Raw genomic sequence first — 17,790 nt, 5'->3', positions numbered from 1 at the left:
CTCCGCAAATGCCCGCCGTACGGCTTTTGCCTTGGTGCGGCGTCTCCCTTTGTGGGGACGCAATTTTCATGACCGGGCACAACGCCATGATAGACGAGCAGGCGCTCGACTGGGTTATCCGAACCCGCGATTCGGACTTTGCCGATTGGGGCGGATTCACCGCGTGGCTGGAGGCTGCGCCAGAGCATGTCGCCGCCTATGACAAGCTGGCGAGCGCCGATGCGGACCTGCCCGAAATCCTGCCGCCGGAGCGCAGCCTGCCCGTACCGGCCAATGATCCCGGCGCGCCGCTGTGGAAGCGCTGGCGCTGGGCCGGGGCGGGCGTCATCGCCGCGGCGCTGGTGGGCATCGTCTCGCTCGGCACGCTGGAGCGCGCCGACCCCTATTCGGTCAGCACCGGCGCGGGCGAACGCCGCGAGATTGCGCTGCAGGACGGCACGAAGATCGCGCTGAACGGCAATTCCACCCTGCGCCTCGACCATGCCAATCCCCGTTTCGCCGCGCTGGACAAGGGCGAGGCGATCTTCACCGTCACCCATGACGAGAAGGACCCGTTCCGCGTCACTGTGGGCGGCGTCGTGCTGGAAGATGCGGGCACGATATTCAACGTCACCCGCGACGGCGGCGTGATGCGTGTCGGCGTCGCCGAAGGGGCAGTGATCTACAACCCCGAAAATGAGGCCATCGCCCTGCCCGCTGGCGCATCCCTGCGCATGACGGAGGGCCGGAAAGCGGTGGTCGTCGGCCAGATCGCGCCCGAAGCCGTCACCGGCTGGCAGGCGGGCCGCCTGACATACAGCAATGTGTCGTTGACCGAGGTTGCGGGCGATCTCAGCCGCAATCTGGGCGTTGCGGTGCGCACGGATACAAAGGCGGCCGCATCGCGTTTCACCGGCACCATCCTGCTGGATCGCGATGCGGAACATCTGCTGGCCGGCACAGCGCCGTTGATGGGGGTTGAGGCCGTGCGCCAGGATGGCGGCTGGCTGTTGAAGGGAACCGATGCCACGCGGGATTAAGGGTCTCTGCATCGCCGCGCTGATCGCTGCGGCACCTGCGGAGGCTGCTGAACGGCAGGAGATCAGCATCGCTCCCGGAAGGCTGGGCGACGCGATCATCGCGCTCGGCAAGGCGACGGACAGCAGCATCGGCACATCGGACCCGTGGCTCGCCGACCTGTCCGTGCGCGGGGTCAAGGGTCGCCTGTCGGTCGGCCAGGCCCTTTCCCGCCTGCTTTCCGGCACGGGCGCAAAGGCGGAACGCATCGACGACACGAATTGGCGCATCGTCCGCGCACCCCGCGCGCGCGCCATCGCCAGAGCGCCGGCGGCGCAGAACGCCCCCGCTTTGCCCGCCGAGGAAGGGCCGGGCGAGGACATCATCGTCACAGCCTCCAAGCGCGAAGTGCCCATCGGCCAGTTCGCGGGCACGGTCGAGATCGTCGACACCAGCGCGTTCGGCGGGGCCGATGCGGCGGGCGGGACCAGCGCGCTGATCGCCCGCGTCGCCAGCCTCAGCTCCACCTATGCGGGCGCGGGCCGCAACAAGCTGTTCATTCGCGCCATCGCCGATTCCGGTTTCGCCGGGCCGACCCAGGCGACGACCGGGCAATATCTGGGCGACATGCGCCTGAACTATGCCGCGCCCGACCCCGACCTGCGCCTGTACGACATGGCGGCGGTCGAGGTGCTGGAGGGACCGCAGGGCACGCTGTACGGAGCGGGTTCGCTGGGCGGGATCATCCGCCTGGTCCCCAATGCGCCCAACCTTACCGACTTCGGCGGTCAGGTGGGCGCGGGCCTGTCCCTCACCCAGCATGGAGCGGCGGGCGGCGACGTCAGCGGCACGCTGAACATTCCGCTGGTTGCGGGCAAGCTCGGCCTGCGCGCCGTTGGCTATGCGAACACCGACGGCGGCTATATCGACGATGTTCTGCGCAACAAGAATGACGTCAACCGGACGAATGTGGAAGGCGGCCGGGTGGCGCTGCGCTTCGCGCCGGACGACGACTGGACGATCGACCTCAGCGGCCTTTACCAGCGGATCGAGGGCGACGATGCGCAATATGCCAGCAAGAGCATCGGCCGGCTGAAACGGGAAAGCCCGTTCGCGCAGAATTACGCCTCAAACTATTCGCTCGCCAATGCGCGCATCGAAAAGCGCTGGGACGATATCAGCTTCGTATCGACCACCGGCATCGTCCGGCACCGCCTGGCCGAGCGTTATGACGCGACGCAGGATAACCGGCCGCCCGAATTATATTTCCAGCGCAACCGGACCGAGCTTTTCTCGACCGAGAACCGCCTGTCGCGCGACCTGCATGACGGGCTGGGCTGGCTGATCGGCGTCAGCTATCTCAACAACCGCTCCTCCATCACCCGCACGCTAGGGCCGCCCGGACTGCCGACCCCGTCGACCGGCGTGCGCAACCGGCTGTCGGAATGGACGGGCTTCGCGGAGGCGTCGGTCCAGCCCGTAGAGGCGCTGGTCATGACATTGGGCGGGCGCGTGACGAGCAGCCGGTTGAGCGGGTCCGCGACCGACCTGGCGCCGGAACCTCTATTCTCCTTCGCCGATGTCGCAATGGCGGAGGCGCAGGCGAACCGGCGCGAAACCATCTTCCTGCCCTCCGCATCGCTGCTGACCAACGCGATTCCGGGCATGACCCTGTTCATCCGCTATCAGCAAGGCTTCCGTCCCGGCGGCCTGGCGGTGGATGATTATCATGTCACCCGGTTCCGCAACGACCGCATCGCCACGCTGGAGGCGGGATTGCGGCACGGGACGCCGGGCTATGACCGCATCGCGCTCGCCGCCAGCGTCGCCTATACCGACTGGAACAATATCCAGGCGGACCTGACCGACCGGCGCGGCCTGCCGACGACCACCAATATCGGCGACGGACGCATCTATACGGTGGAGGGCCGGGTCGTGCTGACCCCCGCCACCGGATTCAGCATCGACGCCAGCATGATCTATAATGGCAGCCTGCTCAGCCAGCCCGCCTCCTATCTGCGCACCCTGTCCTATGAGGGGCGGTCGCTTTCCCTGCCCAACGTCGCCAATCTGGGCGGCCGGTTGAGCGCCAATTATCGCGCAATGCTCAACAATGGCGATGTGCTGAGCCTTTCGGGATCGGCCCGCTATGTCGGCAAGTCGCGCCTGGGCGTCGGCCCTATCTTCGGCAGGGAGCAGGGCGATTATGTCGACACGTCGCTGTCGGGCAACTGGACGCGCGGGCCGGTGCGCTTCTCCATCGACGTGACCAACCTGCTGGACCTGTCCGGCAACCGCTTCGCACTTGGCACGCCCTTCGATCTGGAGAGTGACGAATATACGCCGATGCGGCCCCGCACCGTCCGGGCCGGGGTGGAATTTCGGTTCTGACCTGAAATTTTTCCGCGCCGGGATACGGTTCGGAATCCGGTGCGCCGTCTAAGGAAGGAACGGCGGGTCCACGACCCCCAGACCCTCCCCCGGGCCTGCCGATTCAGCCACGGGCGGGACACATATTTCAGTCCCTGAATCCCCGTCCCGCTCGTGGCTCCCCACCTTGCCTTATCCGCCGAGCGCTTCGTCCAGCATCCTTGCGAGGCGCAGGCCGCCCCGCTGCACCTGCAGCCGCACGACCGGCACCAGCGCCGCGATCTGCGCCTCGCTCAGCTTGCCGCGTGCATCCCTGGGCGCTGTGCAGGGATCGCCGCCCCGCGCGGTGGCATAGGCCATGTCGCGGCTGATCTCCCAATTTTCGCGGCTCCAGTCATCGGTCGCGCCGCCCCCCATCGCCGCGCGTTCCTCCGCCGAATAGACGCGGATCAACGACGGCGGCGCGGAGATCGCCCGTTCCGATAGGTAGCCGTCCCAGATGGTGTGCAGGTTCAGCCGGTCATTGGCGACGATGCCATAATCCGCCTTCTGCCGGTTGCCGCCCAGATCGCCATCGTCGGCGGCGTGCAGCGGCTGATGAATATCGCCGACAAAGTGCACGAGGAATGCGAGGGCCATCACCCGCTCCCGCACCGGCAGGGTCCGATCCTTGAGCAAGCGGGCGTTGCGGTCGATCTGCGCCGAGACGCAGTTGCCATCCGGGCAGGCGGCCTTCACGTCGAAGGGCTTGCAGATGCCGACATTCTGATAGTGCCAGCTATAGGCGTAGCTGAACCGGTCCTTCAGCGCCTTGATGCAGTCGGCCCAGACGCTGGCCTGTTCGATGGTCCTGGCGGGGCATGACGGCGTATCCAGCTCGCCAGAATGGCGCAGCAGCGCGGCGATGGCGCGCCGGGTCTGCGGCTTTACATTATCGGCGGCGATAGTCGCGATGGTCTCATGCCCATATTCCCACCAGGCGAGGGCGGGCGTGGGCAAAAAGGCGATAAGGAAAGCGAGGGTGGCGACGATGCGCAAACGCATCATTCGTCCCCGTAGATCGCGACGCGCCGTTCCCCGGAACCGCTGGCTTTTCCCCGGTACATGGCGGGCGTGTTGAATATCCAGGCGCTCTCGCCGGACGGGCCGGTGATGATGACGCCGCCGACCCCGCCCATCGCCTTGATCTCCGCAAACACCGCCTGCCCCGCCTGCTCCAACGTCTCGCCCAGCATGCGGACGCGCGCGCAGATTTCATGCGCCGCGCCCGCCCGGATGAAGAACTCGCCCGCACCAGTGGACGACACCGCGCAGGACCGGTCGTCGGCATAGGTGCCCGCGCCGATGATCGGGGAATCGCCGATGCGCCCCCAACGCTTGCCGGTCAGACCGCCGGTCGAGGTGGCGGCGGCGACATGGCCATGCACGTCCAGCGCCACCGCGCCGACCGTGCCATATTTCATATCGATGTCGAACGCGCCGGACTTGCGCGCCTTCATCTCCTCAAGCTGTCGGCGGCGTTCCGGAATTGCGAACCATTCGGGATCGACCTGCTCCAGTTGCTGCTCGACGGAAAAGCCGTCTGCGCCTTCGCGGCTCAGCAACACATGCGGGCTTTTCTCCATGACCGCCCGCGCCAGACTGACCGGGTTGCGGGTGCGCGTTACGCCGGTCACAGCGCCCGCATCGCGCGTTGCGCCATCCATGACGGCGGCATCCAGTTCGATCGCGCCTTCGAAGGTAAAGACCGATCCGCGCCCCGCATTGAACGCCGGATCATCCTCCAGCACGCGCACCGCCGCCTCTACCGCATCGAGCGCGCTGCCGCCCGCGGCCAAAATGGCTTCGCCCGCGTCGAGAGCGTTCGACAGCCCGGCGCGGGCGGCCGCATCATCCTGCGCGCTCAGGTTGGTGCGGCTCATGGAGCCCGCGCCGCCGTGAATCACAAGCGTCCAGTTTGGGGTGGTCATCGATGGGAACTCCGGCGAAGCATGACGCGAGCGGCTCCCCAATCCGACTCCGGCATCCCATTAAGGGGATAGCGTCCCCCTCGCAACCGGAGCCGTGACTCGCTATAGGGGCGGCAATACCCCAGGAGTACGCTTTCCATGTCCGAACATAATCCCGGCCTTCGCCCCTGGCGCGACATCGCCCGCCGGGAATGCCGCCAGATCATGGTCGGCAACGTCCCGGTCGGCGGCGGCGCGCCCGTCACCGTGCAGACGATGACCAACACGCTGACATCCGACCCGAAGGCGACCATCGACCAGATCCGCCGGTGCGAGGAAGCGGGCGTCGACATCATCCGCGTCTCCTGCCCCGACGAGGAGTCGACGGCGGCGCTGAAGCAGATCGTCCGCGCCGCGCGCGTGCCGATCGTCGCGGACATCCATTTCCACTATAAGCGCGCGCTGGAGGCGGCGGACGCGGGCGCGGCGTGCCTGCGCATAAACCCCGGCAACATCGGCAGCGAGGCCCGCGTCAAGGAAGTAGTGGATGCGGCCAAGTCCAACGGCTGTGCGATCCGCATAGGCGTCAACGCCGGGTCGCTGGAGCGCGACCTTCTGGAGAAATATGGCGAGCCCTGCCCGGAGGCGCTGGTCGAAAGCGCCCTCGACCATATCAAGCTGCTGCAGGACCAGGATTTCCACGAATATAAGGTCGCGGTGAAGGCCAGCGACGTGTTCCTCGCGGTTGCCGCCTATATGCAGTTGGCCGAGGCGGTCGATTGCCCGCTGCATCTGGGCATTACCGAGGCTGGCGGATTGATCGGCGGCACGGTGAAAAGCGCCATCGGCATCGGCAACCTGCTGTGGGCCGGTATCGGCGACACGATCCGCGTATCCCTCTCCGCAGAGCCGGAGGAGGAAGTGCGGGTCGGCTATGAAATCCTCAAATCGCTCGGCATCCGCACGCGCGGCGTGAAGGTCATTTCCTGCCCGTCCTGCGCGCGGCAGGGTTTCGACGTGATCCGCACCGTACAGGCGCTGGAGGAGAGGCTCCAGCATATCAATACGCCGCTTTCGCTTTCCGTGCTCGGTTGCGTCGTCAACGGCCCCGGCGAAGCGCGGGAGACCGACATTGGCCTTACCGGCGGCGGCAATGGCAAGCATATGGTCTACCTGTCCGGGGTCACCGACCATACGGTGCAGGACGCCGGGCTGGTCGACCATATCGTGAAACTGGTCGAGGCGAAGGCGGCGGAAATCGAGGCGGCCACCACCGATGCGGGACAGGCCGAGGCGGCGGAGTGAAGGGCAAGACCACAGCCCCGACCAGGGAAAAGGCGCTGCGGAAGAAGGCGGTTGGCGCTTCGGCCGTCGGGGCGTCGGCTCTGGGTTCTGGCGCGATAGGCGCGATCGCTATTGGCGCATTCGCGCTTGGCGCCATCGCGATCGGGGCGCTGGCCATCGGCCGCCTGCGGATCGGGAAAGCGCGGATAGGCCGGCTGGAGATTGGCGAGCTGGTGATCGGAAACGTGGCACCGGTCAAGCGCGACCAACAGCCTCAATAAGCTTCACCGCCCAGCGCAGCGCATAAGAAAGCAGCACAATGGACAGCGCCGCCAGCCACACCAAAGCCGTGGCGCTCCCTGTCGCCTTTGCCGTCTGTTGCGGCGGCGTGGCGCTGTTTTCCGTCATGGATGCGGCGATGAAGGGGCTGAGCCTGGCCATCGGCGTATACAACGCCCTGCTATGGCGCGCCGTTGCCGGAACCCTGATCGGCGTGATCGGCATGGCGGCGCTGCGCAATCCCTGGCCATCCGCGTCGACGCTGCGCATCCACATGATACGCGGGGCCGTGGTGGCGGTTATGGCCTTCCTGTTCTTCTTCGGCCTGACCCATCTGCCGATGGCGGAGGCCATCGGGCTGTCCTTTCTTGCGCCGATCATCGCGCTCTACCTCGCCGCCTTGCTGTTGAAGGAAACCATCGGGCGCAGCGCCATCATCGCATCGATCCTGGGTCTTGCCGGCGTCGCGGTCATCCTGTCGGGCCGGTTGCGCGGCGATTATGACCCAAAGGCGCTGCTGGGTGCGGCGGCGGTGCTGCTGTCCGCCACGCTTTTCGCCTGGAACCTGATATTGCAGAAGCAGCAGGCGGCGGTCGCGTCCCCCGTGGAGGTCGCCTTTTTCCAGCATCTGGTGATGCTTGGCGTGTTCGCGGGCGGCGCGCCGTTCCTGGCCGTGGCGCCGGACATGGGGCATGTGCCGCTGATCTTCCTTGCCGCAGCGCTGGCCTTCACGTCGCTGATGGCGCTGTCCTGGGCCTATGCGCGGGCGGAGGCGCAATATCTGATCCCGGTGGAATATACCGCCTTCATCTGGGCCGCGATCATGGGCTGGCTGACGTTCGGCGAGCGGCTGACGCTCAGCACGCTGGCGGGCACGGCACTGATCGTGGCCGGATGCCTTATCGCCGCGCGCCGCCAGCCGGAAATCGCCGCGCATGTCGAGACAGGCGCGGTCTGATCCGCTATCGGACATCCCATGACGATCCATATCCGCGAGGCGGCCGCCGCCGACATCCACCTGATCCACGGCTTCATCCTGGCGCTGGCCGAATATGAGCGCCTTGCGCATGAAGTCCGCGCGGACATCAAAGTGCTGGAGCGGCATTTGTTCGGTCCGCGCCCGATGGCCGAAGTGCTGATCGCCGAACATGACGGAGAGGCGGTCGGCTTCGCCCTGTTCTTCCACAATTTCTCGACCTTTGAGGGCAAGCCCGGCATCTATCTGGAGGATCTGTTCGTGAACCCGGAGGCGCGCGGACTGGGCGCGGGCAAGGCGCTGCTGGTCCGGCTGGCGCAGCTTGCGGTGGAGCGCGAATGCGCGCGGCTGGAATGGTGGGTGCTCGACTGGAACGAACCGTCGATCACCTTTTACAAGTCGCTGGGCGCAAAGCCGATGGATGAGTGGACAGTGATGCGGGTGGACGGCGACGCGCTGACGGGCCTTGCCGGGACAGCATGATGAGCATCGCCGCATGAGCATTGATGAGGGCCTGATCGACTGGATCAGCGAGGCGCTGGAGCCGATGGGGACCGTCACCATGCGCCGGATGATGGGCGGGGCGACGCTCTACCTGAACGGCACCATCTTCGCGATCATGGATTCGGGGACGTTCGGCGGCGCGCTCTGGATGAAGGCCGACAAGGAAAGCGAGGCGATCTGGGAAGCTGCCGGGTGCCGCGCATTCACCTATGAGCGCAAGGACGGGAAGATGTCCTCCATGCCTTACCGTCTCGCGCCCGACGAGGTGTATGACGATGCGGACGAAATGCGCCGCTGGGCCGCGCTGGCGGTGGAGGCGGGTTTGCGGGCTCCGGCGAAGAAGGCGAAGGCCGGGAAAAAAGCCCAAACTAGAACTCCGACTACCCGTTCAGGCTGAGCGAAGTCGAAGCCCTCCACTGAACGAAGTGAAGTGCCTTCGCTACGCTCTGGTAGCCCCTTCGACTTCGCTCAGGGTGAACGGAGGTAAAGTAATCACAATTGCCCTAAACCGCCGAAAGCGCGGCATCCCGCAGGCCACGCCATACCCGGACCGCCTGCACCGTTTCGGGCGCGTCATGCACGCGGAGCATCTGCGCGCCCAGCTCCATGCCCCGGAAGGCGAGCGCAATCGATCCGCCAAGGCGCGCGTCCGGCGCCGCCTCGTTCGACAGCGCGCCGATCATCCGCTTGCGGCTGGCGCCCAGCAGCAGCGGTGCGCCCAGCCCCTGATAAAGCGCGAGATTGTTGATGATCGCCAGATTGTCCTGCACCGACTTGCCAAAGCCCAGGCCCGGATCGACGATGATCCTGTCCAGCCCGATGCCGGCCGCGAGGCAGGCGGCGATCCGCGCCTCCAGCCAGTCAAACACCTCCGTCACCACATCGGCATAGCCGTCCCGCTTCTCATGCGGATCATCGCCCGTGGATGGCGCGTGCATCAGCACGACCGGGCATCCCGCCCGCGCCACGACATCCATGCTGCGCGGGTCATGCAGCAGCGCGCTGACATCATTGACGACCGACGCCCCGGCCGCCAGCGCCGCCTCCATCACGGCCGCCTTGCGGGTGTCGATGGACACGGGCACGCCGGACGCCGCCAGCCGCTCGATCACTGGCTCGACGCGGGCGATCTCATCGCCTTCCCACACCTTGTCCGCGCCGGGCCGGGTGGATTCGCCGCCCACATCGACGAGGGCGACGCCCGCCACGCTCATCGCAAAGCCCGCATCGGCAATCGCCTGCGGGTCCCCCATATGCTTGCCGCCATCGGAGAAACTGTCCGGCGTGACGTTAAGGATGCCCATCACCTGCGGCGCGTCGAAACGGATCGTGCGTTCGCCCAGGGTGAGCGGCGGCCGGGTCGCGGCGATATTCGCGGCGAGCATGTTGGCGCGCGCCTGCAGCGGTTCGGGGAGTGACGCGATTGTATCGGCAAACGCCTCGACAGGGATGGCCGAGCGGTGGACGCGCGTGCCGCCCTGCATCGCCGTCAGTTCATAGCCCTGGAACCAGAGCAGGCTGTTGCCGATGCGCGCGGTGGTTCCATCGAGGCCGACGGGGGAATTGGCGAACCATATCGGGCGAAGGTAGAGGCGGGCTTGAGGGGGGAGGTCAGCGATACTGTTCATACACTCCCCCTAATCATATTCGTCATCCCGGCGAAAGCCGGGACCCATTTCGCCTTCGGCGCGCCGATGAAATGGGGAGAGTTGGGTTCCGGCTTACGCCGGAATGACGAGCGTTTGAGTAAAGTTAAGGCTGCGTCGCGAGCAGGTAGGTCTGGCGCAGCGCGTCGATGGGCTTCAGGTCGCCGTCCGCCTCATAGTGCCAGAAGGTCCAGCCGTTGCAGGACGGCGCGCCCTGCAGCGTCGCGCCGACCTTGTGGATCGAGGCGTTCAGCCCCTCGCAGGCCAGCGACCCGTCGGCGCGCACATGCGCTTTCCAGCGGCGCTTTACGTCGGTCAGGATTGCGCCCGGCTCCAGATAGCCGGTCTCGACCAGCGTGCCGAAGGCGACCTTGGGCGCCTGACGCGGCGACTGCATGATGCCGATCGCGGATTCATCGAGCGGCAGGGACGCGGCGATCCGCTCCAGCGCGACCTCGCAATAGGTGTCGTCGCGCTCAATGCCGATCCACTTGCGGCCTAGGCGGCGCGCCACAGCGCCGGTCGTGCCCGTGCCGAAGAAGGGATCGAGCACCACGTCGCCCGGCTTGGTGCAGGCCAGCAGCACGCGGTAGAGCAGCGCTTCGGGCTTCTGCGTCGGATGCGCCTTGGTGCCGTTGCGCTTCAGCCGCTCCTGTCCGCCGCAGATCGGCAGCACCCAGTCGGATCGCATCTGCAGTTCGTCATTCAGCGTCTTCATCGCGCGATAGTTGAAGGTATATTTGCTGTCCTCGGACTGGCTGGCCCAGATCAGCGTCTCATGCGCGTTGGTGAAGCGCGTGCCCCGGAAATTCGGCATCGGGTTCGCCTTGCGCCAGACAATGTCGTTGAGGATCCAGAAGCCCTGATCCTGCAGCACGACGCCGCAGCGGAAGATATTATGATAGCTGCCAATGACCCAGATGGTGCCGTTGGGTTTCAGGATGCGGCGCGCTTCCTTCATCCAGGCGTGGGTGAAGGCGTCATAGGCGGCGAGCGTGTCGAACTTGTCCCAGTCGTCATCGACGGCATCGACCATGCCGCCTTCGGGCCGGAACAGGTCGCCGCCCAGTTGCAGATTATAGGGCGGATCAGCGAAGATCATGTCGATGCAGGCGTCGGGCAGCTTCGCCATTTCGGCAATGCAGTCGCCCTTGATCAGGCGGTCGGCCTCGATCGCCGGCTGCGCCAGCGCGACCGCACCTTTTCCCCGCCGCGCCGGAACGCGCTCCAAAACCCCCATAAACCTCAAAGCCCCTGTCGTTACGCCTGTGGGATGAGTCTTCCGGAGTCCTCCGTCAAGATCAAAAACTTAGGGGCCAAGCCTCACATAAAAGTTAACAGCGTGAGAACGAATGGGGAAACCGCGAGATATTGAGTCCCGACTTCACACAAAGTCTCAACATGCGGTGGTGTTGCCATGAGGACTCAGCACAAGATGGAGCGGATATTTTTTTGGGGAGGTTCCAGTTTTAGCCCCGTCACCCCTGCGAAGGCAGGGGTCCCGCTTCCTAATCTGCGTAGAAGATCAAGCGGGACCTCTGCCTTCGCAGGGGTGACGAACGGAACAATCCAGGCTGAATCAGATCAGCACCAGTTGCGCCACCGGCGCGAAGCTGCGCCGGTGCAGCGGAGTCGCGCCATGTTCGCGAAGCGCCGCGAGATGCTTCGCGCTGCCATAGCCCTTGTTGCTCTCCCATCCATAATGCGGATGCTCACGGGCGGCGGCGATCATCATCCGGTCGCGCTCCTCCTTCGCCAATATCGACGCGGCGGCGATCGACAGGCATTTGGCGTCGCCCTCCACTATGGCGGTGGAGGCGTAGGTCCATTTGGGGCAACGGTTGCCGTCCACCAGCACATGCGCGCAGTCCCGCGTCAGCGCATCGACCGCGCGGGTCATCGCCAGCATCGTCGCCCAGAGGATGTTGATTTCGTCAATTTCCTCCACGCTGGCGACGCCAATGCCGAAGCAGACGGCGCGCGCCCTGATCTCCACCTCCAGCGCAGCCCGGCGCGGGGCGCTCAGTTTCTTGCTATCGTTCAGTCCCTCCGGGCAATCGTCGCGGTTGAGGATGACGGCGGCGGCGACCACCGGACCCGCCAAAGGCCCGCGCCCCGCCTCATCGACGCCGGCGACAAGGCCCGGATGATGGCGCAGCTCATGCGCGAAGTCCGGCCCGAAATCAGGCACGGCGCGGCACGCCCATCGGACCGTGGCCAGCGCCCAGCCCCGGCGCAAGCTTGAGAGAGTCCCGCACATAGCGCCGGGCCATGTCGATGGCGCTAACGATGCCCAGCCCCTGCGCCAGTCCCGTCGCCAGCGCGCTCGCCAGGGTGCAGCCGGTGCCGTGGGTGTGCGGCGTGTCGATCCGCTGGCTGCGCCACTGCTTGATCGTGCCGCCGGAATCGAACAGCCGGTCGGTCAGCGTCGCGCCCTCGCCATGCCCCCCCTTGGCGAGCACCGTGCAACCGAAGCGTTTGGCTATGCTATCGCCGCCCAGCGCCGCCAGCTCCGGGATGTTGGGCGTCACCACCGTGGCAATCCGCATCAGCCGCTCGAACGCGGCGATGGTGTCGGCATCAGCCAGCACCGATCCACTGGTCGCCACCATGACGGGATCGAAGATGATGGGCGTCACCCCGGCCACGTCATTCCCGCGCAGGCGGGAACCCATCTCCTGACCTTTGGTCTGGACGATAGCACCGGAGATGGGCTCCCGCCTGCGCGGGAATGACGAAGAGAGAAAATCGGCCACGGCATGCGCCGTCTGCGCCGATCCGATCATGCCGATCTTCACCGCGTCGACGCCAATGTCGGACAGGACGCTCTCCATCTGCGCGATCACCATGTTCGTGGGCACCGGATGCACCGCCTGAACCCCCAGCGTATTCTGCGCGGTAATCGCGGTGATCGCCGTCATGGCGTGGCCGCCCAGCATCGTCACGGTCCGCACGTCGGCCTGGATGCCCGCGCCCCCGCCGCTGTCCGACCCGGCAATGATGAGGACGCGCGCAACCACTTAAGCGTCCTTATGCTTCCGCTCCGTGGAGGCCGGGTTGTTCGCCAGCGCCTTGCCCACGCGCGTCGGCCGGTCAAGCAGTTCGCCGCCGCAATTGGGGCAGATGTCGTCCAGTTCCTCGGCGCAGGGCGCGCAGAAGGTGCATTCGAACGAGCAGATGAACGCGCCGCCCGCATCGGCGGGCAGGTCCGTGCCACAGCGTTCGCAATCGGGGCGCATTTCAAGCATGGGCGCGTCCTTCCCTCCGTTCGGGCTGAGCTTGTCGACGCCCTGCACTTTCTTGAAGAGAAGGACAGCCCTTCGACAAGCTCAGGGCGAACGGAGGTTGGGGAAGCATCATCACGCCGCCGCCTTCTCCACCGCCGCGCAGATGCGGTCCACCACGTCGCGCACCTGATCTTCCCGGTCCCCCTCCGCCATCACGCGGATCACCGGTTCGGTGCCCGAAGGGCGGATGACCAGACGGCCGGAGCCTTTCAGTTCCGCCTCCGCCTGCGCGATGGTTTTCTTCACATCCTCATGGTCGAGCGGCTTGCCGCCGGAGAAGCGGACATTTTTCAAAAGCTGCGGCACGGCGTCGAACTGGTGGAGCAATTCGCTCGCCGGCTTGCCGCTGCGGACCAGCGCCGCCAGCACCTGCAGCGCGGCGATGGTGCCGTCGCCGGTGGTCGCATAGTCGGACAGGATCATGTGGCCCGACTGTTCGCCGCCGACATTGAAGCCGCCCTCGCGCATCCGCTCCAGCACATAGCGGTCGCCGACCTTGGTGCGCTCCAGGCCGATGCCCTTGCCGGACAGGAAGCGCTCCAGGCCCAGGTTGGACATGATCGTCGCGACCAGGCCGCCGCCGCGCAGCGTCCCCTCCCGCGCCCAGTTGGCGGCGATCAGCGCCATGATCTGATCGCCATCGACAATCACGCCATTCTCATCGACCACGATCAGCCGGTCGGCGTCGCCGTCCAGCGCGATGCCGATGTCCGCGCCCGCCGAAAGCACCGTCTCCTGCAGCAGCAGCGGCGCGGTCGATCCGCAGCCATCATTGATGTTGGTGCCATCCGGCGTCACGCCGACCGCAATCACCTCCGCGCCCAATTCCCACAGGGCCGAGGGCGCGACCTGATAGGCGGCGCCGTTCGCGCAATCGACGACGATGCGCAGGCCGTCCAGGCGCAGGTCGGCGGGGAAGCTGGACTTCACCGCATGGATATAACGGCCGCGCGCATCCTCCACGCGGCGGGCGCGGCCGATATGTTCCGACGCCGCCAGCGCGATGTCGCCCGCCAGCAGCGCCTCTATCTTCGCCTCGTCGGCGTCGGACAGCTTATATCCGTCCGGGCCGAACAGCTTGATGCCATTGTCATAATAGGGATTGTGGCTGGCCGAGATCATGACGCCCAGATCCGCGCGCATCGAATGGGCGAGCATGGCGACGGCGGGCGTCGGGATCGGCCCGAATTGCACCACGTCCATGCCGACGGCGGTGAAGCCGGCAACGAGGGCGTTTTCCACCATATAGCCCGACAGGCGCGTATCCTTGCCGATCACCACCCGGTGCCGGTGCTTGCCGCGCAGAAAGTGCGTCCCGGCCGCCATGCCGACCTTCATCGCCAGTTCCGGCGTCATGGGCCATTGATTGGTCCGGCCCCTGATCCCATCTGTGCCGAAATAGCTGCGCGCCATGCCTTGCCTGTGCCTTCATCAATCCGTGCGGCCTCATAGCGCGAAGCAACGGCCTGATCGATCATTTTTCCATGTCCAAAGGGAGAGCCGATATGAAATACCGCACGCTTGGCGACAATCTGAAGGTCTCTGCGCTTGGGGTGGGCTGCATGCCGATGGGCGGCGGCGGGGACGGCGTTTACGGCGCCGGGACCAAGGATGAAACGGTCGCCACGCTGCACCGGGCCATCGATCTGGGCGTCACTTTCTTCGACACGGCGGAGGTGTACGGTCCCCATGTCAACGAACAGCTTCTGGGCGACAGCATCAAGGGCAAGCGCGACGGCCTGATCATCGCCACCAAGTTCGGATTCACCTTTGACGATAATGGCGGCGTCCGCGGCCTTGATTCCACGCCGCAGAATATCCGCCGCGCCTGCGAGGGATCGTTGAAGCGCCTCGGCATCGACACGATCGATCTTTATTATCAGCACCGCGTCGATCCCAATGTGCCGATTGAGGAGGTGATGGGCGTGCTTGTCGAGCTGAAGCGCGAGGGCAAGATCCGCCATATGGGCCTGTCCGAAGCGGGCGTCGCCACCATCCGCCGCGCCAACGCGGTGCATCCGGTGGCCGCGATCCAATCGGAATATTCCCTGTGGGAGCGCGAGGTCGAGAATGACATCCTGCCGCTCTGCCGCGAGCTGAACATCGGCCTTGTGCCTTTCAGTCCGCTGGGCCGGGGGTTCCTGACCGGCCAGATCACCAAAAGGTCGGACCTGGCGGCGGACGATTTCCGCCTGGGCGATCCGCGCTATTCGGAGGAGAATTTCGCCGCCAATCTGAAGATCGTCGATGCGGTGAAGGACATTGCGGCGAAGCATGGCGTCAGCGGCGGGCAGATCGCGCTGGCATGGCTGCTGGCGCAGGGCGACGGCATCGCGCCCATCCCCGGCTTCAAGCGCCGCGCGACACTGGAGGACAGCATGGCCGCGATCGACGTCACGCTGGACGCCGACGATCTGGCCACGCTTGACAAGGCCGCCCCGCTCGGCGGCACCGCCGGGCCGCGCTATGGCGAAAAAATGATGGCGATGACCCGGCTCTAAGGCGCGGCGGGCGTGACCGGAACCCCCTCTCCTCCCCCCGCGCCGGGATGGAGAGGGTTGTCGCGGCGCCGGTGGGGGTGGATCGCCTTTGCCGCCATCCTGCTGGCGGCCGGGCTGGCGATGCTCGCGACGTGCCGGGAACGGCCCGCCCCGCCGAAGCCCGTGGCGCACAAGCCGCCCGCGCCGCCGGTAAATCTGCCCAATTACCGCAAGGCCCTGCTGAAGATGCAGCGCATGGCGCATGCGCCGCTCGATATGGCGCGGGCGCGGCGCAGCATGCCGGGCCTGATCGCCCGGGCGGAGACGCTTTACCTCAAAAATGCCGGGTCGGCGGCGGCGTGCGCGGCGTGGGACAGGGTGGCCGCCAACGCCATGGCGCAGAATGACGCGGCGCTGGTGCATATATGGGGCGTATTGGCCGACCAGCGCTGTAGCGCGGCTGGCCTGCAGACGCGCTATTGGCAGGCGGCCGCGCCTGATGCCGGGAGCGGGAGCGGGAGCGGGAGCGGGAGCAAGAACAAGACCAGTGACGGGGCCGTAAAAGCGCCGCGCTAATTTGATCGACTTTCCCCGATAGCCCGGCCATCTTCCGCCGCATGGAAAATCTGAACCGGGTCGTGGACGCCGTGTCCGCCGCCGTCTTTTTCAAGGTGCCCCTGCTCGGTACGCAGATTGAGCTGATCGTGCTTTATCTCGCTTTGCCGATGCTGTTCTTCACCATCTGGCTGGGCTTTCCCAATATCCGCGCGGTCGGCCACGCCTTCCACATCCTGCGCAACCAGCCGCGCGAGGGGCAGGCGAAGGGCGACGTCAGCCAGTTCGCGGCGCTGACCACCGCGCTCGCCGGGACGATCGGCCTGGGCAATATCGCCGGCGTCGCCGTGGCGCTGACGATGGGCGGGCCGGGCGCGATCCTGTGGATGTTCATCATCGGCTGGTTCGCGATGACGGTGAAGATGGCGGAGGTGACGCTGGGCCTCAAATATCGCATTATCGACCAGTGGGGCCATGCGCATGGCGGGCCGATGTATGTGCTGAAGGCCGTGCTGGCGCAGCGGGGCTGGCCGCGGCTGGGGATCGTGCTCGGCGGCTTCTATGCCTTCTTCGCCTTGTTCGGCGCGATCCCGATGGTGCAGGTGAACCAGAGCTTCCAGCAAGTGTCGGCCGTCACCGGCATCACCAATGGCTGGTATTATGGCATATTCCTGGCCTTCGCCGTCGCGCTGGTGACGCTGGGCGGTGCGGTGTGGCTAGGCGAAGTATCGAAGCGCCTGACGCCGTTGAAGGTCGCCGTCTATCTGATCGGCGTCTGCTCCATCCTTGTGCTGCACGCGGGCGCGATCCCCGGCGCGCTGGCGCAGATATGGGAGGGCGCGTGGAACGGGACGGCAGCGACCGGCGGCGCGGTCGGCGCATTCGTCGCGGGCATGCGCCGCGCAGTGTTCGCCAGCGAGGCGGGCGTCGGCTCCGCCGTCATGGCCCACAGCCTCGCCCGCACGGACGAACCGGTGTCGGAGGGGATGGTCGCGCTGCTGGAGCCGCTGCTCGGCACGATGATCGTCTGCGCGCTGGGCGGGCTGGCGCTGGTCGTGGCGGGGACATGGGATGACGGGCTGAAGGGGATCGCCATCACCTCGGCCGCCTTCGCCGCCGTGTCGCCTTCGTTTCCCTATATCCTTGCGGTGGCGGTGTTCCTGTTCGCTTACTCGACGCTGGTGGCGTGGGGCTTTTACGGGCTGCAAGCATGGGGCTACCTGTTCGGCAACGGCCCGCGCGCGCAATGGGCGTACAAGATCCTCTACGTCGTCGCCCTGCCGCCTGCCGCCGTCATCGACCTGGGCCGGGTGATCGATATCGTCGACAGCAGCTTCTTCCTGATGGCCATCCCTAATGTGCTGGCGCTCTATTTCTGCGCGGGCGAATTGCGGCGGGACGTGCGGGGATATTGGGCGCGGGTGCGGGGGAAGGGATAGGCTGATCCGTTAGGGTGGCCATGCA

The 17,790-nt window shown here is 66.2% G+C and carries 18 protein-coding genes; 10 read left to right on the top strand and 8 right to left on the bottom strand.

All coding sequences use genetic code 11. The features are described 5' to 3' along the window. Nucleotides 1-68 precede the first annotated feature (68 nt). Both KFK14_RS04220 and KFK14_RS04215 read left to right on the top strand, forming a co-directional pair. Nucleotides 69-1,019, top strand: a complete 951-nt coding sequence (locus tag KFK14_RS04220) for a FecR family protein (RefSeq protein ID WP_343227787.1) — start codon at nt 69-71, stop codon at nt 1,017-1,019. After that, complete coding sequence (locus KFK14_RS04215; protein WP_212609983.1) at nt 1,003-3,387, top strand: TonB-dependent receptor; 2,385 nt, start codon at nt 1,003-1,005, stop codon at nt 3,385-3,387. Before KFK14_RS04220 ends, KFK14_RS04215 begins: the two co-directional genes overlap by 17 nt. Before the next feature lie 171 nt (nt 3,388-3,558). On the opposite strand, the gene KFK14_RS04210 is transcribed toward KFK14_RS04215, so the two are convergent. Both KFK14_RS04210 and KFK14_RS04205 read right to left on the bottom strand, forming a co-directional pair. Beyond that, nucleotides 3,559-4,410: a S1/P1 nuclease gene (locus KFK14_RS04210; RefSeq protein WP_212611035.1), complete on the bottom strand. Its 852-nt coding sequence runs from the start codon at nt 4,408-4,410 to the stop codon at nt 3,559-3,561. Next, the gene (locus KFK14_RS04205; protein ID WP_212609982.1) at nt 4,410-5,336 is read right to left on the bottom strand and encodes an isoaspartyl peptidase/L-asparaginase family protein; all 927 of its coding nucleotides are present in this window, start codon (nt 5,334-5,336) and stop codon (nt 4,410-4,412) included. The genes KFK14_RS04210 and KFK14_RS04205 overlap by 1 nt, the downstream gene beginning before the upstream one ends. 138 nt (nt 5,337-5,474) lie before the next feature. Between KFK14_RS04205 and ispG the strand changes: the two genes are divergently transcribed. From ispG to KFK14_RS04180, 5 genes are read left to right on the top strand one after another with little or no spacing between them, the layout of a single operon-like run. After that, the gene (gene ispG / locus KFK14_RS04200; RefSeq protein ID WP_212609981.1) at nt 5,475-6,620 is read left to right on the top strand and encodes a flavodoxin-dependent (E)-4-hydroxy-3-methylbut-2-enyl-diphosphate synthase; all 1,146 of its coding nucleotides are present in this window, start codon (nt 5,475-5,477) and stop codon (nt 6,618-6,620) included. Further along, entirely contained in the window at nt 6,617-6,880 is a 264-nt protein-coding gene (locus KFK14_RS04195) for a hypothetical protein (RefSeq protein WP_246524871.1), read from the top strand. The genes ispG and KFK14_RS04195 overlap by 4 nt, the downstream gene beginning before the upstream one ends. A gap of 38 nt (nt 6,881-6,918) precedes the next feature. Beyond that, nucleotides 6,919-7,836, top strand: coding sequence for a DMT family transporter (locus tag KFK14_RS04190; RefSeq protein WP_212609980.1), 918 nt, complete (start codon nt 6,919-6,921; stop codon nt 7,834-7,836). Nucleotides 7,837-7,854: 18 nt separating this feature from the next. Then, the gene (locus tag KFK14_RS04185; protein WP_070154019.1) at nt 7,855-8,337 is read left to right on the top strand and encodes a GNAT family N-acetyltransferase; all 483 of its coding nucleotides are present in this window, start codon (nt 7,855-7,857) and stop codon (nt 8,335-8,337) included. Nucleotides 8,338-8,350: 13 nt separating this feature from the next. Then, nucleotides 8,351-8,755 carry a TfoX/Sxy family protein gene (locus tag KFK14_RS04180; RefSeq protein ID WP_212609979.1) on the top strand — a complete coding sequence of 135 codons (405 nt, stop codon included), beginning with the start codon at nt 8,351-8,353 and terminating at the stop codon, nt 8,753-8,755. Between the two features lie 106 nt (nt 8,756-8,861). Here KFK14_RS04180 and folP read toward each other — a convergent pair whose 3' ends face one another. From folP to glmM, 6 genes are all read right to left on the bottom strand, one after another. Further along, nucleotides 8,862-9,986, bottom strand: coding sequence for a dihydropteroate synthase (gene folP, locus KFK14_RS04175; protein ID WP_212609978.1), 1,125 nt, complete (start codon nt 9,984-9,986; stop codon nt 8,862-8,864). Between the two features lie 124 nt (nt 9,987-10,110). Beyond that, nucleotides 10,111-11,244: a site-specific DNA-methyltransferase gene (locus tag KFK14_RS04170; protein WP_212609977.1), complete on the bottom strand. Its 1,134-nt coding sequence runs from the start codon at nt 11,242-11,244 to the stop codon at nt 10,111-10,113. 339 nt (nt 11,245-11,583) lie between these two features. Beyond that, nucleotides 11,584-12,195 carry a ribonuclease HII gene (locus tag KFK14_RS04165; RefSeq protein ID WP_246524869.1) on the bottom strand — a complete coding sequence of 204 codons (612 nt, stop codon included), beginning with the start codon at nt 12,193-12,195 and terminating at the stop codon, nt 11,584-11,586. Then, nucleotides 12,188-13,024, bottom strand: a complete 837-nt coding sequence (gene thiD / locus KFK14_RS04160; protein WP_212609975.1) for a bifunctional hydroxymethylpyrimidine kinase/phosphomethylpyrimidine kinase — start codon at nt 13,022-13,024, stop codon at nt 12,188-12,190. The genes KFK14_RS04165 and thiD overlap by 8 nt, the downstream gene beginning before the upstream one ends. Then, nucleotides 13,025-13,252 carry a DUF1272 domain-containing protein gene (locus KFK14_RS04155; protein ID WP_212609974.1) on the bottom strand — a complete coding sequence of 76 codons (228 nt, stop codon included), beginning with the start codon at nt 13,250-13,252 and terminating at the stop codon, nt 13,025-13,027. 111 nt (nt 13,253-13,363) lie between these two features. Beyond that, nucleotides 13,364-14,704 (bottom strand): phosphoglucosamine mutase, encoded by a 1,341-nt coding sequence (glmM, locus tag KFK14_RS04150; protein WP_212609973.1) that lies wholly within the window; start codon nt 14,702-14,704, stop codon nt 13,364-13,366. Nucleotides 14,705-14,796: 92 nt separating this feature from the next. Between glmM and KFK14_RS04145 the strand changes: the two genes are divergently transcribed. The 3 genes from KFK14_RS04145 to KFK14_RS04135 are packed head-to-tail and all read left to right on the top strand — an operon-like array spanning nt 14,797 to nt 17,765. Continuing rightward, nucleotides 14,797-15,792 carry an aldo/keto reductase gene (locus tag KFK14_RS04145; RefSeq protein ID WP_212609972.1) on the top strand — a complete coding sequence of 332 codons (996 nt, stop codon included), beginning with the start codon at nt 14,797-14,799 and terminating at the stop codon, nt 15,790-15,792. A gap of 57 nt (nt 15,793-15,849) precedes the next feature. After that, complete coding sequence (locus KFK14_RS04140; protein ID WP_212609971.1) at nt 15,850-16,347, top strand: hypothetical protein; 498 nt, start codon at nt 15,850-15,852, stop codon at nt 16,345-16,347. Nucleotides 16,348-16,388: 41 nt separating this feature from the next. After that, nucleotides 16,389-17,765 carry an alanine/glycine:cation symporter family protein gene (locus KFK14_RS04135; RefSeq protein ID WP_212609970.1) on the top strand — a complete coding sequence of 459 codons (1,377 nt, stop codon included), beginning with the start codon at nt 16,389-16,391 and terminating at the stop codon, nt 17,763-17,765. Nucleotides 17,766-17,790 lie beyond the last annotated feature (25 nt).

The organism is Sphingobium phenoxybenzoativorans, from assembly GCF_018286635.1.
In the GTDB taxonomy this organism is placed as follows: domain Bacteria; phylum Pseudomonadota; class Alphaproteobacteria; order Sphingomonadales; family Sphingomonadaceae; genus Sphingobium; species Sphingobium phenoxybenzoativorans.
The sequence above is the reverse complement of the archived record's forward strand: the minus strand, read 5'-3'. Positions and strand labels throughout refer to the sequence as shown.